Source organism: Saccharopolyspora sp. CA-218241, from assembly GCF_050954615.1.
Classification (GTDB): domain Bacteria; phylum Actinomycetota; class Actinomycetes; order Mycobacteriales; family Pseudonocardiaceae; genus Saccharopolyspora; species Saccharopolyspora cebuensis.
The window spans coordinates 4,977,678-4,997,191 of record NZ_CP191860.1 but is presented as its reverse complement, the minus strand read 5'-3'; the positions used below and the strand labels follow the sequence as shown (position 1 = coordinate 4,997,191).

Here is a 19,514-nt window from a genome sequence, read left to right as displayed (position 1 = left end):
GGACGTCTGGTGTCCAAGGACAGAAACGACAGCGAAGCGACCCGCCTGAACGGGCGGCTCGGCCCGGAGGACCGCACGCGGAACTGGCGGCGCCTGGGCGACGAGGAGTTCGACGTCGTCGTGATCGGCGGCGGCGTCACCGGTGCGGGCGTGGCGCTGGACGCCGCCACCCGGGGGCTGCGGGTGGCGCTGGTCGAGGCCCGCGACCTGGCGTCGGGCACGTCGTCCCGGTCCAGCAAGCTGTTCCACGGCGGTCTGCGCTACCTCGAACAGCTCGAGTTCTCGCTGGTGCGCGAGGCGCTGCGCGAGCGCGAGCTGATGCTGAACCGGATCGCGCCGCACCTGGTCAAGCCGGTCAGCTTCCTCTACCCGCTCACCAAGCGGGTGGTCGAGCGTCCCTACACCGCGGCGGGGCTGTTCCTCTACGACACGATGGGCGGCGCGCGTTCGGTGCCGGGCCAGAAGCACCTCAGCCGGGCCGGTGCGCTCCGCATGGTGCCCGCGCTCAAGCGCGACGCGCTCATCGGCGGCATCCGGTACTACGACGCCCAAGCCGACGATGCGCGGCACACCATGATGCTGGCCCGCACCGCCGCCCGCTACGGCGCCGTGGTGATGAACTCGACCCGGGTCTCGGGTTTCCTCCGGGACGCCGACCGGATCGCCGGGGTGCGGGTCGAGGACGTCGAGACGGGTGCCGCGACCGAGGTTCGCGCCCAGGCCGTGATCAACGCCACCGGTGTCTGGACCGACGAGCTCCAGGCGCTCTCCGGCGGACGCGGCCAGTTCCGGGTGCGGGCCAGCAAGGGCGTGCACATCGTGGTGCCGAAGGACCGGATCGTCTCCGAGACGGGCATGATCCTGCGCACCGAGAAGTCCGTCCTGTTCGTCATCCCGTGGGGCAGCCACTGGATCATCGGCACCACCGACACCGACTGGCACCTCGACCTCGCCCACCCTGCGGCGACCAAGGCCGACATCGACTACCTGCTGGAACACGTCAACGAGGTGCTGGCCACGCCGCTGAAGCACGAGGACATCGAAGGGGTCTACGCCGGACTGCGCCCGCTGCTGGCGGGGGAGAGCGAGGAGACCTCGAAGCTGTCCCGGGAGCACGCGGTGGCGCGGGTCGCGCCCGGCCTGGTGGCCATCGCGGGCGGCAAGTACACGACCTACCGGGTCATGGCCGCCGACGCGGTGGACGCGATCAGCCCGGACCTCACCGGCCGGGTGGCGCGGTCCATCACCGACCGGGTGCCGCTGCTCGGCGCCGACGGCTACCACGCGCTGGTGAACCAGGCCGACCAGCTGGCCGCCGAGCACGGGCTGCACCCGTACCGGATCCGGCACCTGCTGGACCGCTACGGCTCGGAGATCCACGACGTGCTGGCGGTCGCCCAGGGGCGTCCGGAGCTGCTCAAGCCGATCCCCGAGGCGCCGAACTACCTGCAGGCCGAGGTGGTCTACGCGTGCAGCCACGAAGGCGCGCTGCACCTGGAGGACATCCTGACCCGGCGCACCCGGATCTCCATCGAGTACCCGCACCGGGGCGTGGAGTGTGCCGAGCCGGTCGCCAGGCTGGCGGCCGAGGTGCTCGGCTGGGACGAGGAGCAGATCAGCCGCGAGGTCGAGCTCTACGTCAAGCGGGTCGAGGCGGAGCGCGCGTCGCAGACCGAGCCCGACGACCAGTCCGCCGACGAGCGGCGGTCGGCGGCCCCGGAGGCGCGCGAACGGCTGGAGGAGACGACGCGCTCCTGACCGGCGCCCCGACGCGATCGGGGAACGCGGGTGCGGACCATGCCGGGTCGGCTACGGGTTCGCGGTGGGCGTGCGGCGCCCGCCGCGGACCGGAGGGAATGCCCGTGGGAAGGCGAACCACGTAGCGGAGCGGCATCAGGGGAACATCGCTCGGTGGTGGCCGCGGCTCCGGCCGCACGCCCACCACCGAGCGGTGGCTTCCCCGCACCTCGGGGCGGACCCGGTTCGGCAGCTCCGCGGCCGGACGACCGCCTTCGCGGATCGCGTGCCGCCCGCGATGAGCCAGCGTGCGCCTTCCGAAGCAGACGCCGGATGCTGCCCGCAGCGCACGGGGTCGCCGCCGGGAACGCCCCCGCACCGGTCCCACGAGCCACCGGTCCGACGGGCCGGTCACCCCGACCGGCCGGTCATCCCGAACGGCCCGTCATCTCGAAGGTTCCACCGCCGAACCGCCAGCCGTCCGGACCGGCCGGTTCGGACGGTCACCCGGCGAGGGTGGCGAGGAGTTCGTCGAGGTGGGCGGCGAGCTGCCTGCTGTCGGCGGGGGTCACGGTGCTCCAGAGCTCCCCGGACGGGGACGCGCGGCGGAGCTGCAGGTAGCGGCCGTAGTCGTTGTCGAAGGTCCCGATGGTGTGCGCGCCGCGGTGGCGACGCCCCAAGCGGTCCCGCGCCGCGACGCCGAACTGGCCCTGCGCGGTGACCTCGCCGACCATGCCGGTGAGGTTCTCGGCGTCCTCCGCCCGGACGCCGCGTCGGCGCAGCGCGGCGGGCAGCCGTTCGACGCCGTCCCCGGCCTCCGCGGCGGCCGCGTCGAGGTCCGCGCTGCGCAGCGACACCGAACGACCTGGCCCGGCGACCGCCGGGGGCAGCACCGACACCGCTTCCCGGGCCAGCCCGGACGCCGCCGCGCTCCGGAACTCCAGCCGGTCTGCCTCCTTGACCACCAGCACCGCCCGGTCGGCGGCATCGTCGGCGGCGGCGAGCACGCGCACCCCGCGGCCGAGCCAGAGCCGACCGTCCACCTCGCGGTCCGGTCGGGCCAGCAACCGCAGCGCGTCCTCGACCGCGGTGTCGAGCCCGGTGGCCGAACCGAGGTCGCGGGCCGCCAGCGAACGCCACGCGGAGTCCACCAGGTCGGCCCGCTCGACGTCGGTGCGTCCCGGGGACGGGACCTTGAGGACCAGCGGCATCGCCTCCAGCCCGAGGTGTTCCACCAGGACGTCGAATTCCAGCGCGGACAGGCTGAACCGCTCGACCCGGCCGGTCGAGATCGGCATCACCCGGGCTCGCCTCCGATCACCGGACGGGAGAAGGTCTGCGGCTCGTCGAAGAAGCCGCCCCGGCCGCCGACCTGCTCGGTCACCGACCGGTCCACCTGCTCGCCGGACGTGCGCCTGCGAGTCGGGGAGAACGTGCCGTCGCGGTGCCGGGGGGAACCGCCGCGGCCGGTCGCGTTCCCGTTCCGGGAGGACCGCTCGCCCCGCCCGGCGGGGGCGCTGCCCAGTGGAGCGCGCGGCGCCGGGGCCGTCGGGGTGACCGGGGCGCCCCAGCTGATCGTGACCTGCTGCCCGGCGCCCGGTGCGCCGGCCCGGCCCACCGGCGTGTCGACCACGACCTGCGGCGGCGGCATGAAGGAGGCCAGCGAGGTGGTGGTGGCCCGGGTGGAGGCCTCGTAGGCGCGCATGACGTCGAACGCCCGCTGCTCGGCGGCCCGCTGGCGGGCCTCCTGGACCTCGTAGTCGGTCTGCCCGCCGAACAGGTGGGTCAGCAGGGTCACGGCGGCGCTCGGCTCCTCGGCCGGTGCCTCGACGGGCGGGGGCATGTCGCGGCGGGCCTTGCTGATGTGCTCGGCCTGCTGCTCGGCGCGCTCGCGCATCACCTCGGCCGCCTGCTGCGCCTGCGCCGCCCACTCGCCGAGCGGGCGCAGCCCACCTTCGGCGCTGGTGGCGGCTTCGCCCCGCCAGCCGGCCCGCGCGGTGGCGACCGCGGCGGCCAGACCGCTGTCGATCTCGTCGAGCGCCCGGGTCAGCTCGGACCAGCGGCGGATGCTGTCGGTGGACCCGTCGGCGCCGGGTCCGTCGTTGATCTGGGCGAACAGCTCGGCGTGGCTGTAGCCCTGCCAGCGGTGTTCGGCCATCAGCAGCCCCCGGCCATGCCGACGGCGTTGTCCTCGTCGATCACCCGGTACTGCTGCCCGGCGCGTTCGAGCGATTCGGCGGCCGCCTGCAACTGGTCCCGGTACCCGCACAGCGCGGTGAGGGCGTCCTCGCCGCCACCCAGGGACCGGTCGTTGAACTCCCCGGCGGCGTAGCTGCTGATCGGGTCCCCGGCCCACGGCCGGATGCGCAGCTCCGTGATCGCGTGTTCGATCTGCACACCGACCGAGTCCAGCGATTCTTGCAGAGCGCTGACCAATTTCGGGATGGACGACGGTTCGACCTGCACGGATCCGCCGGAGTCGCCCGGCGAGCCCGCGTAACCGTCGCCGGTTGGCGAACTGAGCGGCACGTTTTTCCCCTCCCAAGGTGAGAACCCGTCCGCGCTGGACACCCGGGATGGCGGCGATGCGGGTCACCGCGCCGGGGTCGGGCGCCGCGAGCGGACCGCGCCGGTTCGGCAGCGCCGGGCCGCTCGGTGCGAGGACGGCTTCTCGGACGTCCGCCGATCACTGTAACCACCACCCGTCACGGAGGGGAGTCCTACAGCTGCGGTGAGTGCCACCCCGAATTGGGTGAAGATCGCTCGTGTTGCCGCACGCTCAGCGATCGGTGCTGGTCATCGTCTCCGAGGTGGGTTCCGATGTGGAGGTCTCCGGCGCGGCGAGCGTCGCGACGGCGTCCTCGGCGACCCGCCGCGCGCCCGCGCACAACTGGTCCACGGGCGGTGGGGGTTGCCCGCCGTCGTCCCGGTAGAGCACGTCGAGGTGCTGCCCCTCGGCGACGTCCACCGCGACGTTGCAGGACAGGTCCAGGCCGGGCGTCTTGATGACCAGCGCGGGGAAGCCCTCGACCACCACGGGCGTCGCGGACACCTGCGCGGTGTCGTCGGTCCACACCCCCATGCCCTCGGTGGTGATCAGCGCGAGCCGGGCGCCGACCTTGGCCGTGCTGTTGCGGTAGCTGCAGGTCGCCGCGTCACCGAACCCGGCCTCGGAGTCGGGGATCGGTTCGCGGTCGAAACCGAGCTGGGCGCGCTGGTCGGCGGTGAGCAGTTCGCACGGGTCGACAGCGTCCAGCCCGATCTCGAACGGCCGGGGCGGCGGTGGCGGCGGCGTGCTCGACGTGGTCGGCGGCGGCGCCGGTGGTGGCGAAGCGGTCTCGGCGGCGTGCTCGGACTGCGTCGGCCCGCATCCGGTGAGGACGAGAGCGGCCAGCACGCCGCCCGACGCCACCGCCCTCCGCGAGGTGTCCATCTGAACACCGTAACGAAGCCGTGCCGCGGGCGTGCGGGCCCTCACCGGCGCAGGCCCCACCAGATCACCCCGGCGACCACGATCAGCACCAACACCAGGGGCACGCGCACCATCAGCAGCACACCGCCCAGCAGCGCGGCGCCGACCAGCACGAGGGTCCGGAACCGGCCCGGGGTCTCGTGCTGGGCGGCGCGGGCCGGCGCGGCGCGCTGCGGGCGGGGTTCGGGCAGGTCGGTGAACAGCCGGTCCAGGTCGCGGCGGTAGCGCGCGTCGGCCGCCGCGCGGCAGCGCTCGTCGTACTCGTGCACGTCGAGGCGCCGCGCCGACAAGTGCTCGCCGAGCATCCGCATCACCTGCTCGCGCTCCGGATCGCCGATCCGCAGCTCGCCGCGCCGCCGCCCTTCGTCCACGGCGCCATCCTACGGCGGCGGGATCAGCCGGTCCGGCGCCACAGCGAAGTGACCGCGACACCGACCTCGGCGAGCAGCGACCGGGTCAGCGGCAGGCTGATGCCGAGCACGCCGGAGGGATCGCCGTCCACGCCCTCGATGAACCAGCCGCCGAAGCCTTCGAGGGTGAACCCGCCGGCGACCTGGAGCGGCTCCCCGGTGGCCACGTAGGCGTCGAGCTCGTCCGGGCTCGGGGTGCCGAAGTGGACCGCGGTGCTCAGGTGCCCGTCGGCCCGCGCCACCACTTCGCCGTCGCGCAGCCGCAGCACGCTGTGCCCGGTGTGCAGGTGGCCGGTGCCCCCGGCGTTGGCCGCCCAGCGGCGGGCCGCGACCTCGGCGGTGCCGGGCTTGCCGACCACCTCGCCGTCGCCCATCAGCAGCATCGAATCGCAGCCGACGACCACCGACTCGCCGGTTTCGGCCGCCTCCCGCGCGACCGCCTCCGCCTTGGCCCGCGCCAGCGCGGTGACGAGCTCGGCCGGGGCGGGATCGGTCAACCCCGCCGCGACGGCGTCCTCGTCGACACCGGACACCCGGACCACGGGGTCGATGCCCGCCGAACGCAGCACGGACAGCCGGGCGGGGGAAGCTGAAGCGAGCACGAAGCGCACCCCGGAACCCTATCGGCCACGAGCGGCGGACCGGCCGCGCGTCCCGGCGGGGCGACCGAGGACCGCACCTCCTCGGACGACCGCGCCGATCCGGATGAAGGCGCCCCTCACTCACCACCCGACCAGGTGACGGGCGCCCGGGCGCCCCCGGGCGAGGCGCCGCCCGCCGCGGTGGCGCCCGGCGCGGCGCGGTCGGAGGCGGGTTCCTAGGCTGGACGGGTGTCGACTCCCGTGCTGCTCAGCGCCGACCGGTTGCGCGCCCGCCTGGTCGACGACGGCCCGTACGCGGCCCTGGACGTCGTGACGGTGACCGGGTCCACCAACACCGACCTGGTCGCCGCCGCCGTCGAGGGCGCACCGGACCGCGCGGTGCTCATCGCCGAGGAGCAGAACTCCGGTCGCGGCCGGTTGCGCCGCCCGTGGCACTCCCCGCGCGGCTTCGGCCTGCACGTGAGCGTGCTGTTGCGCCCCGGGCTGCCGCCGTCGGGCTGGTTCCCGCTGCTGGCGGGGGTGGCGCTGGCCGAGACGGTGCAGCGGACCACCGACGTGTCCGCCGCGCTGAAGTGGCCGAACGACCTGCTGCTCGGGTCCGGGCAGCGCTGGAGCAAGGGCGCGGGGATCCTCGCCGAGGCGGTGGCCGGAGGCGGCGGCACGGCGATCGTGGTCGGCATCGGCGTCAACGTGCACCACGCCGCCGCCGACCTGCCCACCGGCGCCGGTGGGCTGCCCGCGACGTCGCTGGCCGCCGAGGGCGCCGACGTCGACCGCGAGGAGCTCGCGGTCGCGCTGCTGGACGCCGTGGCCGAGGTGGACGACCGGTGGCGGGCCACCGGCGGTGACGTGGTGGCCTCCGGGCTGCTGGACCGCTACCGCCGGCTGTGCGGCACCCTCGGCCAGCGCGTCCGCGTCGAGCTCGGCGAGCGCGACCCGCTGGTGGGCACCGCCGTCGACGTCGACCGGCACGGCAGGCTGCTGGTGCACGCCGACGGCGAGGAGGAACCCGCGCCGGTGTCGGCGGGCGACGTGGTCCACCTGCGCCCGCTGTGATCGGCCGTCGCCGCGCGGCGCGGCCGGTACCGTGATCGACGACGGTCGAACGGGCCGAGGGAGGGGGAACCGGTGGCCTACCCGGATGACCTGCTCGCCGACGACGAGCACGTGGTGGTGCACACGCACCCGCACTGGAAGACGCTGGTGCTGCCGGTCCTGGCGCTGCTGCTGGTGGTGGGCGGCGGCTCCTACCTGGCCGCCCTGGTGGCCCCGCTGGCCTGGAACGCGATCGGCTGGGCGGTGATCAGCGCGGTCGGCGGTCTGCTGCTGATCTGGCTGGTGCTGGTGCCGCTGGTGCGCTGGCGCACCACCCACTTCGTGCTGACCACGCACCGGTTGATGGTCCGCGAAGGCGTCTTCACCCGCTCGGGCACCGGCATCCCGATGTCGCGGATCAACTCGGTGCGCTTCCGGCACGGGCTGATCGACCGGGTGCTGGGCTGCGGCACGCTCGTCGTGGAGTCCGCCTCGGACGAACCGCTCGAATTCGATGACATCCCCCACGTCGAGCAGGTCCACACCTTGCTCTACCGGGAGGTCGACGACGATCCTCGGGAGACTGCGAGGCGGGAGGAGACCTGATGGGTGCGCGGGTGCCGGGACTGCCGATGCGGGTGCCGCCGCCGGAGCGGGGCGAGCTGCCCGAATCGGTGACGATCTGGGAGGTCGGGCCCCGCGACGGGCTGCAGAACGAGAGCACCGTCGTCCCCCTCGAGGTGAAGCTGGAGTTCCTGGACCGGCTGGCCGCCGCCGGGCTGCGCGTGCTGGAGGCGACCAGCTTCGTGCGGCCCGAGTGGATCCCGCAGCTCGCCGACGCCGCCGACCTGCTCGCCGGGCTCCGCGCCGCACCGGGCGTGCGCTACCCGGTCCTGGTGCCCAACGCGCGCGGCCTGGACCGCGCGCTGGAGGCGGGCGTGCGCGACATCGCGGTGTTCGCCGCCGCCACCGAGACCTTCGCGCGCCGTAACCTCAACCGCGGCCTCGAATCGCAGTTCGAGATGTTCGAGCAGGTCGTCGGCCGGGCGACCGGGTCCGGGCTGACCGTGCGCGGGTACCTGTCGATGTGCTTCGGCGACCCGTGGGAAGGCGCGGTGCCGGTCGAGCAGGTCGTGGCCGCGGGCAAGCGGCTGCTCGACCTCGGTTGCGCGCAGCTCTCCCTCGGCGACACCACCGGCGTGGCGACCCCGGGGCACGTCGAGGCGCTGCTGCGGGCGTTCGGCGCGGCCGGCGTCGGGGTCGACCGGCTCGCGGTGCACTTCCACGACACCTACGGGCAAGCGCTGGCCAACACCTGGGCGGCCTTGCGCTGCGGGGTGCGCACGGTGGACTCCTCGGCGGGTGGCCTCGGCGGTTGCCCGTACGCGGAGTCGGCGACCGGCAACCTCGCCACCGAGGACCTGGTGTGGATGCTCGACGGGCTCGGCGTCGAGCACGGCGTCGACCTGGACGCGCTGGTGGCGACGAGCACCTGGATGGCCGGGAAGCTGGGGCGGCCCAGCCCCTCGCGCGTCGTCGGAGCGCTGGCGCCGTGACCGGACCGCTGCCCGCCCTGCGCACCGCGCAGGGCCGCCCGGTGCTGGTGTGGCGCTGCGAACGGCCGTGGCTGGCGGTGTCCTCGGCCAGCTTCGGCGGTGGGATCGGCCTGCGGCACTGGGTGTTCAACTGCACCGTCGTCGACGACTACGACCGGCCCGACCCGCCCGCGCACATCGCGGAGCTGGCCGCGGAGCTGGGGCTGGCGCACGACGGGATCGGGTTGCTCACCGCCGTCGACGTGCGCCACGAGGTGACCGCCGTGGACTCCGGGGTCCGGGCCAGCGTCACCACCGGGGTCGGACAACCCGTGTGGGCCGCCGCGCCGCAGCAGGAGGAGGTGCGCACCCCCGGCACCATCAACGCGGTGTGCTGGTCGCCGGTCCGGCTCGGCGAGGCAGCCCTGGTGAACGCGATCGCCACGGTCGCCGAGGCGAAAGCGCAGGCGCTGGCCGAAGCGGGCGTCGACGGTACCGGCACGGTCACCGACGCCACCGCCGTGCTGTGCCCCGCCGACGGCGATCCGGAACCCTACGGCGGACCGCGCTCCCGGATCGGCGCGGCGCTGGCCCGGGCCGTGCACGCAGGAATCAGCGCAGGGCTCAGAACGAGGTTGTATTGAACGGACGCGTTGTGCGGGCGGTGCGGGTGGCGGAACCTCAGCGGCCTTCTCGCTCCGGGCGCCCTTCTTGATGGATCGCCAATACACGGCATCAGGGCGTCCTCGCGAGAAGGCCGCTGAGAACCCGCGGCGGTGCAAGCTGCGAGGGTGGGGCAAGGCGGAAGCGGCTTTCGCCGCTTGCCTGATGGTGGTTTGCGGGTGGCGTCGGCGCTGGTAGGCCCTGCGTGGGGTGGGTTTTCAGTCCCTGGTGCCGAACATGCCGAGGAAGGTGAAGCGCAGCACCCGGTCGGGGCCGCGGTCGGCGGTGCCGGTGATCTCGACCAGGCCCAGCCCCGGCTTGCTCTTGGACAGCCGCCTGCTCAGCACTTCGAGCTGAAAGTGCAGCACGTCGCCGGGGAAGACCGGGGCCGTCCAGCTCAGCTCGTTGCCGCCGGGCGAACCCTGCGAGGTGGAATCCGCCAGCACGTGATCGACGTAGGCGCGCATCCACAGCGACGCGGTGTACCAGCCGGAGGCGCACAGGCCCCCGAGCACCGAGTTGCGGCCGGCCTCCTCGTCGAGGTGGAACGGCTGCGGGTCGAAACGGCGGGCGAACTCCAGCATCTCGTTGCGATCCACCTCCACCTTGCCGAGATCGACGACGTGGCCGGGCGGGAGGTCTTCGTAAGCGATCGTGGCCATCACGCCATTTTCCCGCCGGCGCGCCGAGCTGCGGTGGAGAGAGTCCTCACAGGCGAGCGGAACCGGGCCGCGGCGCACCGCGTCCCACCGGCGAGCGCCCGCACCGGAAGGGGAGTCCGTGCCCACCGACCACCGCGTCCGCGCGCCGTTCGGACCGGTGCCGCACGGGGCCGTTGCGGGCAGGGGCGACAATGGCGCGAGCGGTCCGGACGGGACCCGGACCGCGACCCGGCAGGACCCGGCGGAACGGACGTGAGCATGGACGGTTCCCGCGCCGACGGCGCAGACCCGGCCCGCGGTTTCGGTGAACTCGCCGACCGCGCCGAGCGCATCGCCGACGCGCTGCGCCGCGCGCTGTCGGACGCCGGGGAGTGCTGGGGCCAGGACGATGTCGGAACGGCGTTCGCCGCCGCGCACCGGGACCCGGCCCGGTCCGCGCTGGAGCGGGTCGCGGCCCTGCCCGAGCGGCTCCGGGATTTCGGCGCTGCGCACCGCGACGCCGGGCAGGAGTGAGCGATGGGCATCGAACTCCCCGCTGAACTGCGCGAGGTCGCCGCGCTCGCCGGGGCGCGGTGGCCGGAGGCCGATGAGGACGCGATGCGCGGCACGGCGCTCGCCTGGCGGGAGGCCGCCGACGCCTTGGACGCGCTGGCCCGCGACGCCTCCGCGACCGCGTCGGCGGCCTTCGACGCACTCGGTCCGGAAGCCGCGGCCGCGGCCCGGCAGGCGTGGTCGACCGGGGAGGACGGCGCAGTCGCCGCGGCGGCCGAGCAGTGCCGCGCCGCCGCGGACCGGTTGGCGCACGCCGCCGAGCAGGTCGGCGCGGTGAAGTCCCGCCTGGTGCGGGAGCTGGCGGCGCTGGCCCGGCGCGTCGACGAGGCGCGGTCCGCCGGGCGACCGGCGGCGGTCGAAGCCGCGGTGCGCGAGGCCGCGCCCGGCATCGAGGAGGCGCACCGGGCGTTGACCGCCGCCGCCGCCGAACCGCCCACCTGGACGGCCGATGCCGAGCGCACCGGTCCGGTGACCGTCACCGAGGCCGGGACCGGGCCGATCCCCCGGGTCGGCTGGGCGCCGCCCGAGGCCGATCCGGCGTCGACGACCGCCCCGCACCGGGTGCCGCGCCCGGCGCCGCCGCAGGCCGCCCCGCCGGTGCGGTCCGGTCCGCTGCCCCGGCAACCGGGGCCCGGACCGCACCCCGCCGCACCGAACCGCCCTGCCACACCGAACCGCCCTGGTGCGCCGCACCGCCCTGACGCGCCGCACCGGGCCGTGCCGCCGCGCGCACCGCTGCGCCCGCTGGCCACCCCGAGCTCACCGCAGGCCGGTGGTCGGCGTCCGCTGCGCAAGGGCGACCGCGACGCCGACGTCGTCGCGTTCGTGCTGCACCAGTTCCCGATCGGGTTCATGCCGGTCGCGGCGGGCAAGGCGAGCAGGCAGTTCGCCCCGCCCGCCGACGACCGCCCACCGCAGCACCACCCGAGCGCGGACCTGGTCCGCGACGGCGACGCGGTGGCCCGGACCCGCTCCGGCGAGGTCTACGCGGCGTGGCTGCGGCAGCGGGCCGAACCGGCCGAGACCGAGGAGCTGCCCGAGGAACTGGTCGCCGACCACACCCCGCTCGGCGGGCTCGACGAGCAGGAGTGGGAACTCCGGTACCGCCGGGACGAGGGGTGGGCGTGGCCGTCCGGGGAGGAGGCCGAACCGGTGGTGCTGGAACCCGACGAGGTCGTCGACCACCTCGGTGACGGAGCGGGCCGGATGCTGTTCGCCCCGGCGACGCCGTTCGCCCGCCGCGCGCTGCCCCCGGAGCACCGGCGGCTGCCGTACCGGCGGTACCGGGTGATGCGCCCGCTGCCGGTGTGGCGGGGAGAGGTCGAGCCCTGGTTCGGCCAACCCGGCGGCGGGGTGCGCTACCGCACCACCTACCCGCTGGTCGAGCTGGTCGCCATGGGATACCTGGTGGAGTTGACCGCGCAGCGCCGCAACGCCGAGGAGCGGACGCAGCGGATCGAGTCGGCACGAGCGCAGGAGGCAGGGACGTGAACACCGAGTCGGTGATCGGCTGGCTGGAGTCGATGGGCGTGCCCGCCGGACTCGTCTCGGTCGGCGCCGAGGTGGACGACGCCTGGTGCCTGCTGCGCGGCGAGGCCGACGGGGTCGCCGCCTGGGAGGTCTTCTGGCGCGAGCAGGGCAACCGCTACGACTGGGCGCGCTTCGACAGCGAGCAGGTCGCCTGCTTCTACCTGTTCGGACGGCTCACCTGGACCCAGGTGCTGCGGGGGGTGGTGGGGACAGTAGACGCAACCAACACCCCACCCCAGGGGACTCCTCGGGTGTGATCTTTCGGTGTCGGTCTTCTTTTGCGGGGCGGTGCCGGTGGCGGAACCTCAGCGGCCTTCTCGTCGGGATGGTGTTGTGGTCCGGTTGCGTAGGGGTGCGGGTGGCGGAACCTCAGCGGTCTTCTCGCTCCGGGCGCCCTTCCTGATGTACAAGCGCGTACACGGCGTCAGGGCGTCCTCGCGAGAAGACCGCTGAGAACCCGCGGCGGTGCCGGTTGCGTGCGTGGGGCAAAGCGGAAGCGGCTTCGCCGCTTGCCTGACGGTGACCGGGTTTCGCGCGGGCGTGCCTGCCTGCCGCTTCAGGTGAGGTGGTGGAGGGCTTCGGCGTGGAGGTGGCCGTTGGAGGTGAGGGCGCTGCCGCCGTCGTAGCGGGGGGCGCCGGTGAGGTCGGTGAAGGTGCCGCCCGCTTCCTCGACGATGACCTGCACCGCCGCCACGTCCCAGGGGTTGACGACGGCCTCGGCGGCCAGGTCGATCGCGCCTTCGGCGACCAGGCAGTGCTGCCAGAAGTCGCCGAACGCCCGGTTCTCCCAGCAGGCGTCGACCAGCCGCAGGTAGGACTCCCGCGAGTGGTGCTCCACCCAGCTCCCCAGGTGCGTGGTCGACAGGTACGCGTCGCCCAGGTCGCGCACCCCGGACACCGAGATCCGCTCCGGCTCGCCCGCGCCGGTCCGGCACCACGCCCCGGCGCCTGCCCCGGCCCACCACCGCTTGCCCAGCGCCGGGGCGCTGACCATCCCGAGGACCGGGCGCCCGCCGTCGACGAGCGCGAGCAGCGTCGCCCACGCGGGCACGCCGCGCAGGAAGTTCTTGGTGCCGTCGATCGGGTCGAGCACCCACGCCCGCCCGCTGCCGACCTCGCCGCCGCGCTCCTCGCCCGCCACCACGTCGCCCGGGCGGTGCTCGGCGAGCTCGGCGCGCACCGCGTCCTCGACCGCGAGGTCGGCGTCGGTCACCGGCGTCCGGTCCGGCTTGCGGTCGACGTGCAGGTCGCGGGCGCGGAACCGGGCGGTGGTGATCCGGTCGGCGACGTCGGCGAGCCGCTGGGCGAGTTCGAGATCGGTCGTCACGGCAGAGCACCTTAGGGGTCCTTCCAGAATGCGGCGGAGCCGCATGCGGTGAGGCACGCAACCGGCACCGCGGCGGGTTCTCAGCGGTCTTCTCGCGAGGACGCCCTGACGCCGTGTACGTGGTGGGTACATGAGGAAGGGCGCCCGGAGCGAGAAGGCCGCTGAGGTTCCGCCACCCGCACCGCCACGCAGTCTTCTTGAATGCGGCCTCTGGTCGGCCTCGGGGACACCGCACCCGGCCGCCGCGCCCGCACCCCGGGCGGACCTGGGGTCGAGGACGGGGGCCGCTTCTCTAGGCTGGTGACGTGAGCGTGGTGCTGCTTGCCGAAGACGATCCGGCCATCGCCGTACCGCTGTCCCGCGCGCTGCAACGAGAGGGGTACTCGGTCCAGGTGATCGAGGACGGCCCGGCGACGTTGGTGGCCGCCGCGTCGGGCGGTGTCGACCTGCTGGTCCTCGACCTCGGGTTGCCGGAGATGGACGGCCTGGAGGTCTGCCGCAGGCTGCGCGCCCAGGGCCGGGGCCTCCCGGTGCTGATGCTCACCGCCCGCACCGACGAGGTGGACTTCGTGGTCGGCCTCGACGCGGGCGCCGACGACTACGTGGCCAAACCGTTCCGGCTGGCCGAGCTGATGGCCCGCATCCGGGCGCTGCTGCGGCGCGGCGCCCCGGAGACGCTGGAGGCCAGCGGGGTGCGGCTGGACCTCACCGCGCGCCGGGTGCTCGTCGACCAGCACGAGGTGCAGCTGGCGAACAAGGAGTTCGAGCTGCTGCGGGTGCTGATGCAGCACACCGGGCAGGTGGTGACCCGCGAGGAGATCCTGGAGGAGGTCTGGCCGGAGTCCGATCGCAAGGGCAGCAAGACGCTGGACATGCACATCTCGTGGTTGCGCCGCAAGCTCGGCGACACCGGGGGCAGGCTCGACGAGACCCGGATCGCGACGGTGCGCGGCGTCGGCTTCCGGTTCAACGCGGACTGAGAGGTGCCCCCGATGGACGTGCCGGTGGAGCCCTGACGCGATGCGCCGACGGATCCTGCAGGCGACGCTGCTCGCGGTGGCGGTGACCGCGGTCGCGCTCGGGCTGCCGCTGGGCTTCAGCGCGCTCAAGCTGGTCGCGGACCTCACCACGGCCGACCTGTCCACCCGCGCGCAGCAGATCGCCACGCTGCTCGACGAGCAGGTCGCCGCCCAGCAGCCGATCGACCTCACCGCCGCCCGGATCGCGGTGCCCGACGGAGCTCGGCTGATCGTGCGCACCCGGCAGCACGACTACATCTACGGGCCCGACCCGGGGGAGAACCCGCTGGTGGAGAGCGTGCCGATGGTGCAGAGCGGCACGGTGACCATCGCCGCGCCCAGCAGTCCGGTGCGCACCCAGCAGGTGCAGGTGGGCTCGCTGGTGGTGCTGCTGGTGGTGCTGTCGGCGGGCACCGGGATGATCGTGGCGTCGGTCACCGCCCGGCGGCTGGCCGATCCGCTGCGGCACGTCGCGGCCCGGGCGGCCCGCCTCGGCGCCGGCGACTTCCGCCCCGACCCGCAGCGCCACGAGGTGCCCGAGCTCGACCGGGTGTCCGATGCGCTGGACGCCTCCGGGGCCGCGCTGGCCCAGCTCGTGCAGCGCGAGCGGGACCTCGTCGGGGACGTCTCGCACCAGCTGCGCAGCAGGCTCACCGCGATGCACCTGCGGCTCGACGCGCTGGCCGCGACCGACGATCCGGCGGTCGCCGAGGAGGCCACCGCCGCGCTGGAGCAGGCCGAACGGCTCTCCGCGGTGCTCGACGACCTGCTCGCCGCGGCGAGCGCGGCGCGCACCCGGGACGCCGAACCGCTGGACGTCTCCACCCTGCTCACCGAGGTCTCCGCGGAGTGGCGCGAGCCGCTGCGCGCCGAAGGGCGGACGCTGCGGCTGCGGGTGGAGGACGGCCTGCTGGCCCGCGCCACCACGGCGCGGCTGCGGGAGGTGCTGGGTGTGCTGCTGGACAACGCGCTGCGGCACGGCACCGGCACGGTGACCCTCACCGCCCGGCACGGCAGCGGCACCGCGGTCATCGAGGTCGGCGACGCCGGTCCGGGCGTGCCCGACGAGCTGGTGCCCTACGTCTTCGAGCGCGGCTTCTCGGGGCGCGGCTCCACCGGCGTGGGGCTGGCGCTGGCCCGCGCGCTGGTGGAGGCCGACAGCGGTCGGCTGGAGCTGAGCAAGGCGCGCCCGGCGATGTTCGAGGTGTTCCTGCCGCTGGCCCGCGCCGACGACATCCTCGGCGTGCCGTGGAACATCGAGTCCACCCCGCGCTAGCGCCGGGACAGGACGGGCGCTAGCGCCGGGACAGGACGGGGCTGGGCGCCGGGCCCGGGTCGGGCTGCGCCGGGAACACCCAGCGCCGGAACGCCCACCAGCGGAAAGCCATCCCCAGCAGCACGCCGACGACCTGCCCGGCGGTGAAGTCCGCGATCTCCTCCACCAGCCTGGTGGTGTACGGGGTCTGCAGGTGCAGCAGGTAGCGGGAGACCCACAGCGGCGCCGAGTACAAGGCCACCCCGATGCCGCTGATCAGGAAGTACAGCATCGCCTCGGAGCGCCGACCGCGCCCGCCCCGGCTCCGGAACGACCACTCCCGGTTGAGCACGTAGGACACCACCGTGGCGACCAGCACCGCGATGACCTTCGACGTGACCGGCTTGTGCTCCAGGACGGTGAGCTTGAGCGCGTAGAACAGCGCCGTGTCGATGACGAAGGTGGCCCCGCCGACGAGGCCGAACTTGAGCAGTTCGCGGTACCGGACCGCGATGCCGCGGCATCGCCGGGGCAGCAGCGCGAGAACCGACACGGCGGCGATTCTACGGAGTCGACCCGACCGGGTGGCCCGTACCGGGGTCGCCGCAGGTCAGCCGCCGGGCCGGCAGACCGGAGCGCAGTCCGGGAGCAGGTCGATCACCGCCTCGTCGGTCGCCGACCCCAGCGTCGCCGTCACCGGCAGCAGGAGCCGCTCCGGCACCTCCGACCATCCCCCGTCGGAGTGGACCAGCAGCGCGCCGGTGAACGACTCGCCGGGGTCCAGCTCGGCGGCGCACCGGATCTCGTCGTCGGCGGGCAGCACCCGGCAGGCGGGGGAGACGCCGATCGCCTCGACGCCCTCGGGCAGCCGGGCGACCGCCTCGGCGAGGCCACCGCCGGACCCGGTGTTGGTGACCTCGACACCGACCCAGCCAGCGCCCCAGCCGTCCCAGTCGTCGTCCCAGTCCTCGTCGTGCCGGTGCGCCGAGGGCCGGTGGTCGGGGTGCCGGTGGTCGAGGTGCCGGTGGTTCGGGTGCAGGTCGTCGAGGTCCCAATCGTCGGGGTCCCAGCTCCACCGGGCCAGCTCGACCCGCACCCCGTCGACCGGTTCGACGACCACCGGCATCGCGGGCAGCCGCAGGTGGATCGCCGAGCCCGCGCTGACCCGGGCGGTGATCTCGCCGCCGGTCGCCGTCGGCGCGGCTCGCAGCGGGAACGCGAACTCCCGCGCCTCGCCGGGGCCGATGCCGCCGGTGGTGGTGCAGCTCACCTCGCCGGTGCCGCCGCGGCAGGTCATCCCGTCCGCGGACTGCGGGGTGGTCGCGGCCCGTCCGCCGCTGCGGGCCGACGGCAGCGCGGCCGACACGCCGTCCGGGAGCGCGAGCGAGGTGGTGACCGGGGTCGACGGTCCGGTCCCGGTGTTGCGCACGGTGATGGTCAGCTCGGCGGGCGGGCCGCCCGCGGGCAGCACGACCGGCTCGGCCGGTCCGGTGGCGTCCAGGTCGGGGACCCGCGGCGGTGGCGGTGGCGGCGGTTCGGTCGGCGGTGCCGGTGCCGGGGCCGGGGCCGACGGCGCCGGTGGCGGTGGTGGCGCCGGCGGGTTCGGCGCGGGCGGGGGACCTGGGTGACCGGCGGCGGGGGAGGTACGGCGGCGACCGGGACGGGCTGCTCGGTGCCCGCGCCGATGCCCAGCGCGATGGCGGTGAGCAGCGCGGCCCCGGACGTGGTCGCGGTCAGCGTCTGGCGCGGTCCGGCGCTCAGCGCGCCGCCCGCTGATCCGGCCGCGGCGGCACCGCCGACCGCTCCGGCGCCCGAGGTGCTGAGGTAGCCGGTCGCGGCGGTGCCCAGCAGCAGCGGTGCCACGATGAGCCGCAGCCCGCTGTTGACCTCGGCGAGTTCCCCGGCCAGCGCACGGCACCGGTCGCACCCGTCGAGGTGGGTGTTCACCTGCGCCGTCTCCCGCTTCGACAACCCGCCCCGGGTCCAGGCCCCGAGCCGGTCCACCACCGCGCGGCAGCGGTCCACGTCCGGGCCGAGGCGGGACAGGTGGACCTGGAGGTAGGCCTGCCGCAGCCCTTCGCGGGCCCGGTAGGCCAGCGCGGACACCCCGTTGGGCGTCAGCCCCAGCAGCGGGGCCACCTCGGTGGGGCTCTGGCCCTCGACCTCCAGGTGCCACAGCGCGGTCTGCCACCGCTCCGGGAGCCGGGCGAACGCCTGCGCGGCCAGCGAGCGCTCCAGCCCGGCCACCGCCGTGTCGGTGAACGGCACCCCGACGTCGGCCACCTCGCCCACGTCGTCGGCCAGCCGCACCTTGCGGTCCCGGCGGCCGCGGTCGTAGGCGGTGCGGCGCAGCGCGGTGAGCAGGTAGGCGCGGAACGCGGTGGTGGGGCCGCTGCCCGCGCGCAGCAGGTCGAGGACCTTGGCGAAGGACTCCGACACGAGGTCGTCGGCCTCCGCCGCCGAGCCGGCGACCTGCCGCGCCATCCGGTAGGCGGCGGCGACGTGCCGTTCGTAGAGCTGCGCGTAGGCCTCGGTGGAGCCGTCGCGGACCGCGTCGAGCAGTTCCGCGTCGCTGGGTTCCTGCGGTTCCGGCGGAGCTGTCGACACTGCACGCCCTTCCCTGGTCGCCTGTCCCGCGTTCGGCGCGCGGGCACCCCGTCGTGGGGCGCTCGGTGATCAGTCGCGCACCGAGCGTCACTCGGGGGATCATATTGTCCGCGAGATCGACCCCACGACGCCACGGTCGGCACCGTCATGGGCGACCGGTCCGCACGTCTCCCAGGTGGACGGAGCAGTTCTCCCCGAGCGGGGAGGATCCCTCCCGCTCGGGCACGCGGGAGGGCGTGGAGGAGGCGACTGTGAGCGGTCGGGAATGGAGCGGCGCGGCGTTGCCCGCGGGGAGCGGAGCGCTGCGGTCCCGGTGGCGCGCCGCGAGCTTGGCCGCCGGGTGGCCCTTCCCCGGCGACTGGCCCGGGGGCGCGGTGGACGCGGTGTGCGCGGCGGTGGTGACGGGGGCCGGCGGGCTGGTACCGCTGCTGGCCGACCTGGGCGCGGCGCGGGCCGAGGCGGGCGTCGGGCTCGCCGGTGCGCTGGACGACCTCGCCGCCTTCCACGCCGCGTCGGCGCCGGGCGCCCCGGCGGGCCTCGACCTCGACGCGGTGCCGAACTGGATGGTGCGGGCGCTGGCGCTGGGCTGGGCGGAGGTCACCGCCCGGCACGCGATCGGCCGCGAGGTGCGCGACCCGCTGACCGGCCTGGCCACCCCCGGCTACCTGCGCACCCGGCTGCACGAGGTGTACCGGTGGGCGCGGGCGGCGGGGCGCACCCCGGCCGACGAGCACGCCTTGATCACCGTTTCGCTGCGGGTGCCCGACCACGGCCACGGCTACCCGCGCTCGATGGGCATGGTGCTGGTCGCCGAGGTGCTGCGCGCGGTGTTCGACGCGGGCGAGACGGTGGCGCTGCTGCGGGCCTCGACGGCGGCCGTGCTGGCACCCCGGGACCGGACCCTGGGCGTGCGCTGCGCGCGCGTCCGCCACCTCGCCGAGCGCAAGCTGGCCGCCGACCCGGCGCTGCGCGTCCCGCGCCCCGACCCGGTCTCGGTGTCCCTGGAGGCCCTGCCCGCGGAACCGGACCAGGCCTGCGCCATGCTCGCCGCCCTGACCTGAGGCCCGAGCGTGAGCTGGGTCGCGTTCGGAGGAGTCCCGGGGCGGTG

General features: G+C 75.0%; 22 protein-coding genes. 11 read left to right on the top strand and 11 right to left on the bottom strand.

Translation table 11 applies throughout. The features are described from left to right. Window positions 1–9 precede the first annotated feature (9 nt). Window positions 10–1,758 carry a glycerol-3-phosphate dehydrogenase gene (glpD, locus tag ACQP0T_RS23755; protein ID WP_433870046.1) on the top strand — a complete coding sequence of 583 codons (1,749 nt, stop codon included), beginning with the start codon at window positions 10–12 and terminating at the stop codon, window positions 1,756–1,758. A 482-nt stretch (window positions 1,759–2,240) separates the two neighbouring features. On the opposite strand, the gene ACQP0T_RS23750 is transcribed toward glpD, so the two are convergent. The 6 genes from ACQP0T_RS23750 to ACQP0T_RS23725 form a co-directional block, all read right to left on the bottom strand. Next, complete coding sequence (locus ACQP0T_RS23750; RefSeq protein ID WP_433870045.1) at window positions 2,241–3,035, bottom strand: ESX secretion-associated protein EspG; 795 nt, start codon at window positions 3,033–3,035, stop codon at window positions 2,241–2,243. Beyond that, window positions 3,035–3,895, bottom strand: a complete 861-nt coding sequence (locus tag ACQP0T_RS23745) for a PPE domain-containing protein (protein ID WP_433870044.1) — start codon at window positions 3,893–3,895, stop codon at window positions 3,035–3,037. The genes ACQP0T_RS23750 and ACQP0T_RS23745 overlap by 1 nt, the downstream gene beginning before the upstream one ends. After that, window positions 3,895–4,266: a hypothetical protein gene (locus ACQP0T_RS23740; protein WP_369774719.1), complete on the bottom strand. Its 372-nt coding sequence runs from the start codon at window positions 4,264–4,266 to the stop codon at window positions 3,895–3,897. Before ACQP0T_RS23740 ends, ACQP0T_RS23745 begins: the two co-directional genes overlap by 1 nt. Before the next feature lie 250 nt (window positions 4,267–4,516). Then, window positions 4,517–5,170, bottom strand: coding sequence for a DUF3558 domain-containing protein (locus tag ACQP0T_RS23735; RefSeq protein ID WP_433870043.1), 654 nt, complete (start codon window positions 5,168–5,170; stop codon window positions 4,517–4,519). Between the two features lie 41 nt (window positions 5,171–5,211). Further along, entirely contained in the window at window positions 5,212–5,580 is a 369-nt protein-coding gene (locus ACQP0T_RS23730; RefSeq protein WP_433870042.1) for a DUF1707 SHOCT-like domain-containing protein, read from the bottom strand. 23 nt (window positions 5,581–5,603) lie between these two features. After that, complete coding sequence (locus ACQP0T_RS23725) at window positions 5,604–6,230, bottom strand: Maf family protein (protein ID WP_433870041.1); 627 nt, start codon at window positions 6,228–6,230, stop codon at window positions 5,604–5,606. A 219-nt stretch (window positions 6,231–6,449) separates the two neighbouring features. Between ACQP0T_RS23725 and ACQP0T_RS23720 the strand changes: the two genes are divergently transcribed. The 4 genes from ACQP0T_RS23720 (at window position 6,450) to ACQP0T_RS23705 (ending at window position 9,435) form a co-directional block, all read left to right on the top strand. Beyond that, window positions 6,450–7,277: a biotin--[acetyl-CoA-carboxylase] ligase gene (locus ACQP0T_RS23720; RefSeq protein ID WP_433870040.1), complete on the top strand. Its 828-nt coding sequence runs from the start codon at window positions 6,450–6,452 to the stop codon at window positions 7,275–7,277. A 72-nt stretch (window positions 7,278–7,349) separates the two neighbouring features. Then, window positions 7,350–7,862, top strand: coding sequence for a PH domain-containing protein (locus ACQP0T_RS23715; RefSeq protein WP_345358515.1), 513 nt, complete (start codon window positions 7,350–7,352; stop codon window positions 7,860–7,862). Further along, the gene (locus tag ACQP0T_RS23710; protein WP_433870039.1) at window positions 7,862–8,812 is read left to right on the top strand and encodes a hydroxymethylglutaryl-CoA lyase; all 951 of its coding nucleotides are present in this window, start codon (window positions 7,862–7,864) and stop codon (window positions 8,810–8,812) included. Before ACQP0T_RS23715 ends, ACQP0T_RS23710 begins: the two co-directional genes overlap by 1 nt. Beyond that, on the top strand, window positions 8,809–9,435 hold the full coding sequence (locus tag ACQP0T_RS23705; RefSeq protein WP_433870038.1) for an adenosylcobinamide amidohydrolase: 627 nt from the start codon (window positions 8,809–8,811) through the stop codon (window positions 9,433–9,435). Before ACQP0T_RS23710 ends, ACQP0T_RS23705 begins: the two co-directional genes overlap by 4 nt. A gap of 237 nt (window positions 9,436–9,672) precedes the next feature. Here ACQP0T_RS23705 and ACQP0T_RS23700 read toward each other — a convergent pair whose 3' ends face one another. Continuing rightward, entirely contained in the window at window positions 9,673–10,116 is a 444-nt protein-coding gene (locus ACQP0T_RS23700; protein WP_433870037.1) for a MaoC family dehydratase, read from the bottom strand. Window positions 10,117–10,374: 258 nt separating this feature from the next. On the opposite strand from ACQP0T_RS23700, the gene ACQP0T_RS23695 reads away from it, so the two are divergent. The 3 genes from ACQP0T_RS23695 to ACQP0T_RS23685 are packed head-to-tail and all read left to right on the top strand — an operon-like array spanning window position 10,375 to window position 12,455. Further along, entirely contained in the window at window positions 10,375–10,629 is a 255-nt protein-coding gene (locus ACQP0T_RS23695) for a hypothetical protein (RefSeq protein WP_345358751.1), read from the top strand. Between the two features lie 3 nt (window positions 10,630–10,632). Next, window positions 10,633–12,159, top strand: coding sequence for a glycohydrolase toxin TNT-related protein (locus ACQP0T_RS23690; RefSeq protein ID WP_433870036.1), 1,527 nt, complete (start codon window positions 10,633–10,635; stop codon window positions 12,157–12,159). After that, window positions 12,156–12,455 (top strand): hypothetical protein, encoded by a 300-nt coding sequence (locus ACQP0T_RS23685; RefSeq protein ID WP_433870035.1) that lies wholly within the window; start codon window positions 12,156–12,158, stop codon window positions 12,453–12,455. Before ACQP0T_RS23690 ends, ACQP0T_RS23685 begins: the two co-directional genes overlap by 4 nt. Window positions 12,456–12,754: 299 nt before the next feature. On the opposite strand, the gene hisN is transcribed toward ACQP0T_RS23685, so the two are convergent. Continuing rightward, window positions 12,755–13,570 (bottom strand): histidinol-phosphatase, encoded by an 816-nt coding sequence (gene hisN, locus ACQP0T_RS23680; RefSeq protein ID WP_433870034.1) that lies wholly within the window; start codon window positions 13,568–13,570, stop codon window positions 12,755–12,757. Window positions 13,571–13,830: 260 nt separating this feature from the next. On the opposite strand from hisN, the gene ACQP0T_RS23675 reads away from it, so the two are divergent. Further along, window positions 13,831–14,505 (top strand): response regulator transcription factor, encoded by a 675-nt coding sequence (locus tag ACQP0T_RS23675; RefSeq protein ID WP_433870033.1) that lies wholly within the window; start codon window positions 13,831–13,833, stop codon window positions 14,503–14,505. 40 nt (window positions 14,506–14,545) lie between these two features. Continuing rightward, window positions 14,546–15,820 (top strand): ATP-binding protein, encoded by a 1,275-nt coding sequence (locus tag ACQP0T_RS23670; RefSeq protein WP_433870032.1) that lies wholly within the window; start codon window positions 14,546–14,548, stop codon window positions 15,818–15,820. Between the two features lie 19 nt (window positions 15,821–15,839). Here ACQP0T_RS23670 and ACQP0T_RS23665 read toward each other — a convergent pair whose 3' ends face one another. Genes ACQP0T_RS23665 through ACQP0T_RS23655 form a run of 3 tightly spaced genes read right to left on the bottom strand, consistent with a single transcriptional unit; the run spans window position 15,840 to window position 18,406 of the window. Continuing rightward, complete coding sequence (locus ACQP0T_RS23665; protein ID WP_433873827.1) at window positions 15,840–16,361, bottom strand: GtrA family protein; 522 nt, start codon at window positions 16,359–16,361, stop codon at window positions 15,840–15,842. Between the two features lie 48 nt (window positions 16,362–16,409). Continuing rightward, the gene (locus tag ACQP0T_RS23660; protein ID WP_433870031.1) at window positions 16,410–17,270 is read right to left on the bottom strand and encodes a hypothetical protein; all 861 of its coding nucleotides are present in this window, start codon (window positions 17,268–17,270) and stop codon (window positions 16,410–16,412) included. Beyond that, window positions 17,237–18,406, bottom strand: a complete 1,170-nt coding sequence (locus ACQP0T_RS23655) for a sigma-70 family RNA polymerase sigma factor (protein ID WP_433870030.1) — start codon at window positions 18,404–18,406, stop codon at window positions 17,237–17,239. Before ACQP0T_RS23655 ends, ACQP0T_RS23660 begins: the two co-directional genes overlap by 34 nt. Before the next feature lie 251 nt (window positions 18,407–18,657). On the opposite strand from ACQP0T_RS23655, the gene ACQP0T_RS23650 reads away from it, so the two are divergent. After that, window positions 18,658–19,467 (top strand): hypothetical protein, encoded by an 810-nt coding sequence (locus ACQP0T_RS23650; RefSeq protein ID WP_433870029.1) that lies wholly within the window; start codon window positions 18,658–18,660, stop codon window positions 19,465–19,467. The last annotated feature ends 47 nt before the right edge of the window (window positions 19,468–19,514 follow it).

What these genes read in the sequence shown, in the direction of transcription:
- hisN (WP_433870034.1), bottom strand. Translation starts at nt 13,570, where the DNA reads ATGCGGCTCCGCCGCATTCTGGAAGGACCCCTAAGGTGCTCTGCCGTG.
- ACQP0T_RS23695 (WP_345358751.1), top strand. Translation starts at nt 10,375, where the DNA reads ATGGACGGTTCCCGCGCCGACGGCGCAGACCCGGCCCGCGGTTTCGGT.
- ACQP0T_RS23745 (WP_433870044.1), bottom strand. Translation starts at nt 3,895, where the DNA reads ATGGCCGAACACCGCTGGCAGGGCTACAGCCACGCCGAGCTGTTCGCC.
- ACQP0T_RS23735 (WP_433870043.1), bottom strand. Translation starts at nt 5,170, where the DNA reads ATGGACACCTCGCGGAGGGCGGTGGCGTCGGGCGGCGTGCTGGCCGCT.
- ACQP0T_RS23710 (WP_433870039.1), top strand. Translation starts at nt 7,862, where the DNA reads ATGGGTGCGCGGGTGCCGGGACTGCCGATGCGGGTGCCGCCGCCGGAG.
- ACQP0T_RS23750 (WP_433870045.1), bottom strand. Translation starts at nt 3,035, where the DNA reads ATGCCGATCTCGACCGGCCGGGTCGAGCGGTTCAGCCTGTCCGCGCTG.
- ACQP0T_RS23690 (WP_433870036.1), top strand. Translation starts at nt 10,633, where the DNA reads ATGGGCATCGAACTCCCCGCTGAACTGCGCGAGGTCGCCGCGCTCGCC.
- ACQP0T_RS23700 (WP_433870037.1), bottom strand. Translation starts at nt 10,116, where the DNA reads ATGGCCACGATCGCTTACGAAGACCTCCCGCCCGGCCACGTCGTCGAT.
- ACQP0T_RS23670 (WP_433870032.1), top strand. Translation starts at nt 14,546, where the DNA reads ATGCGCCGACGGATCCTGCAGGCGACGCTGCTCGCGGTGGCGGTGACC.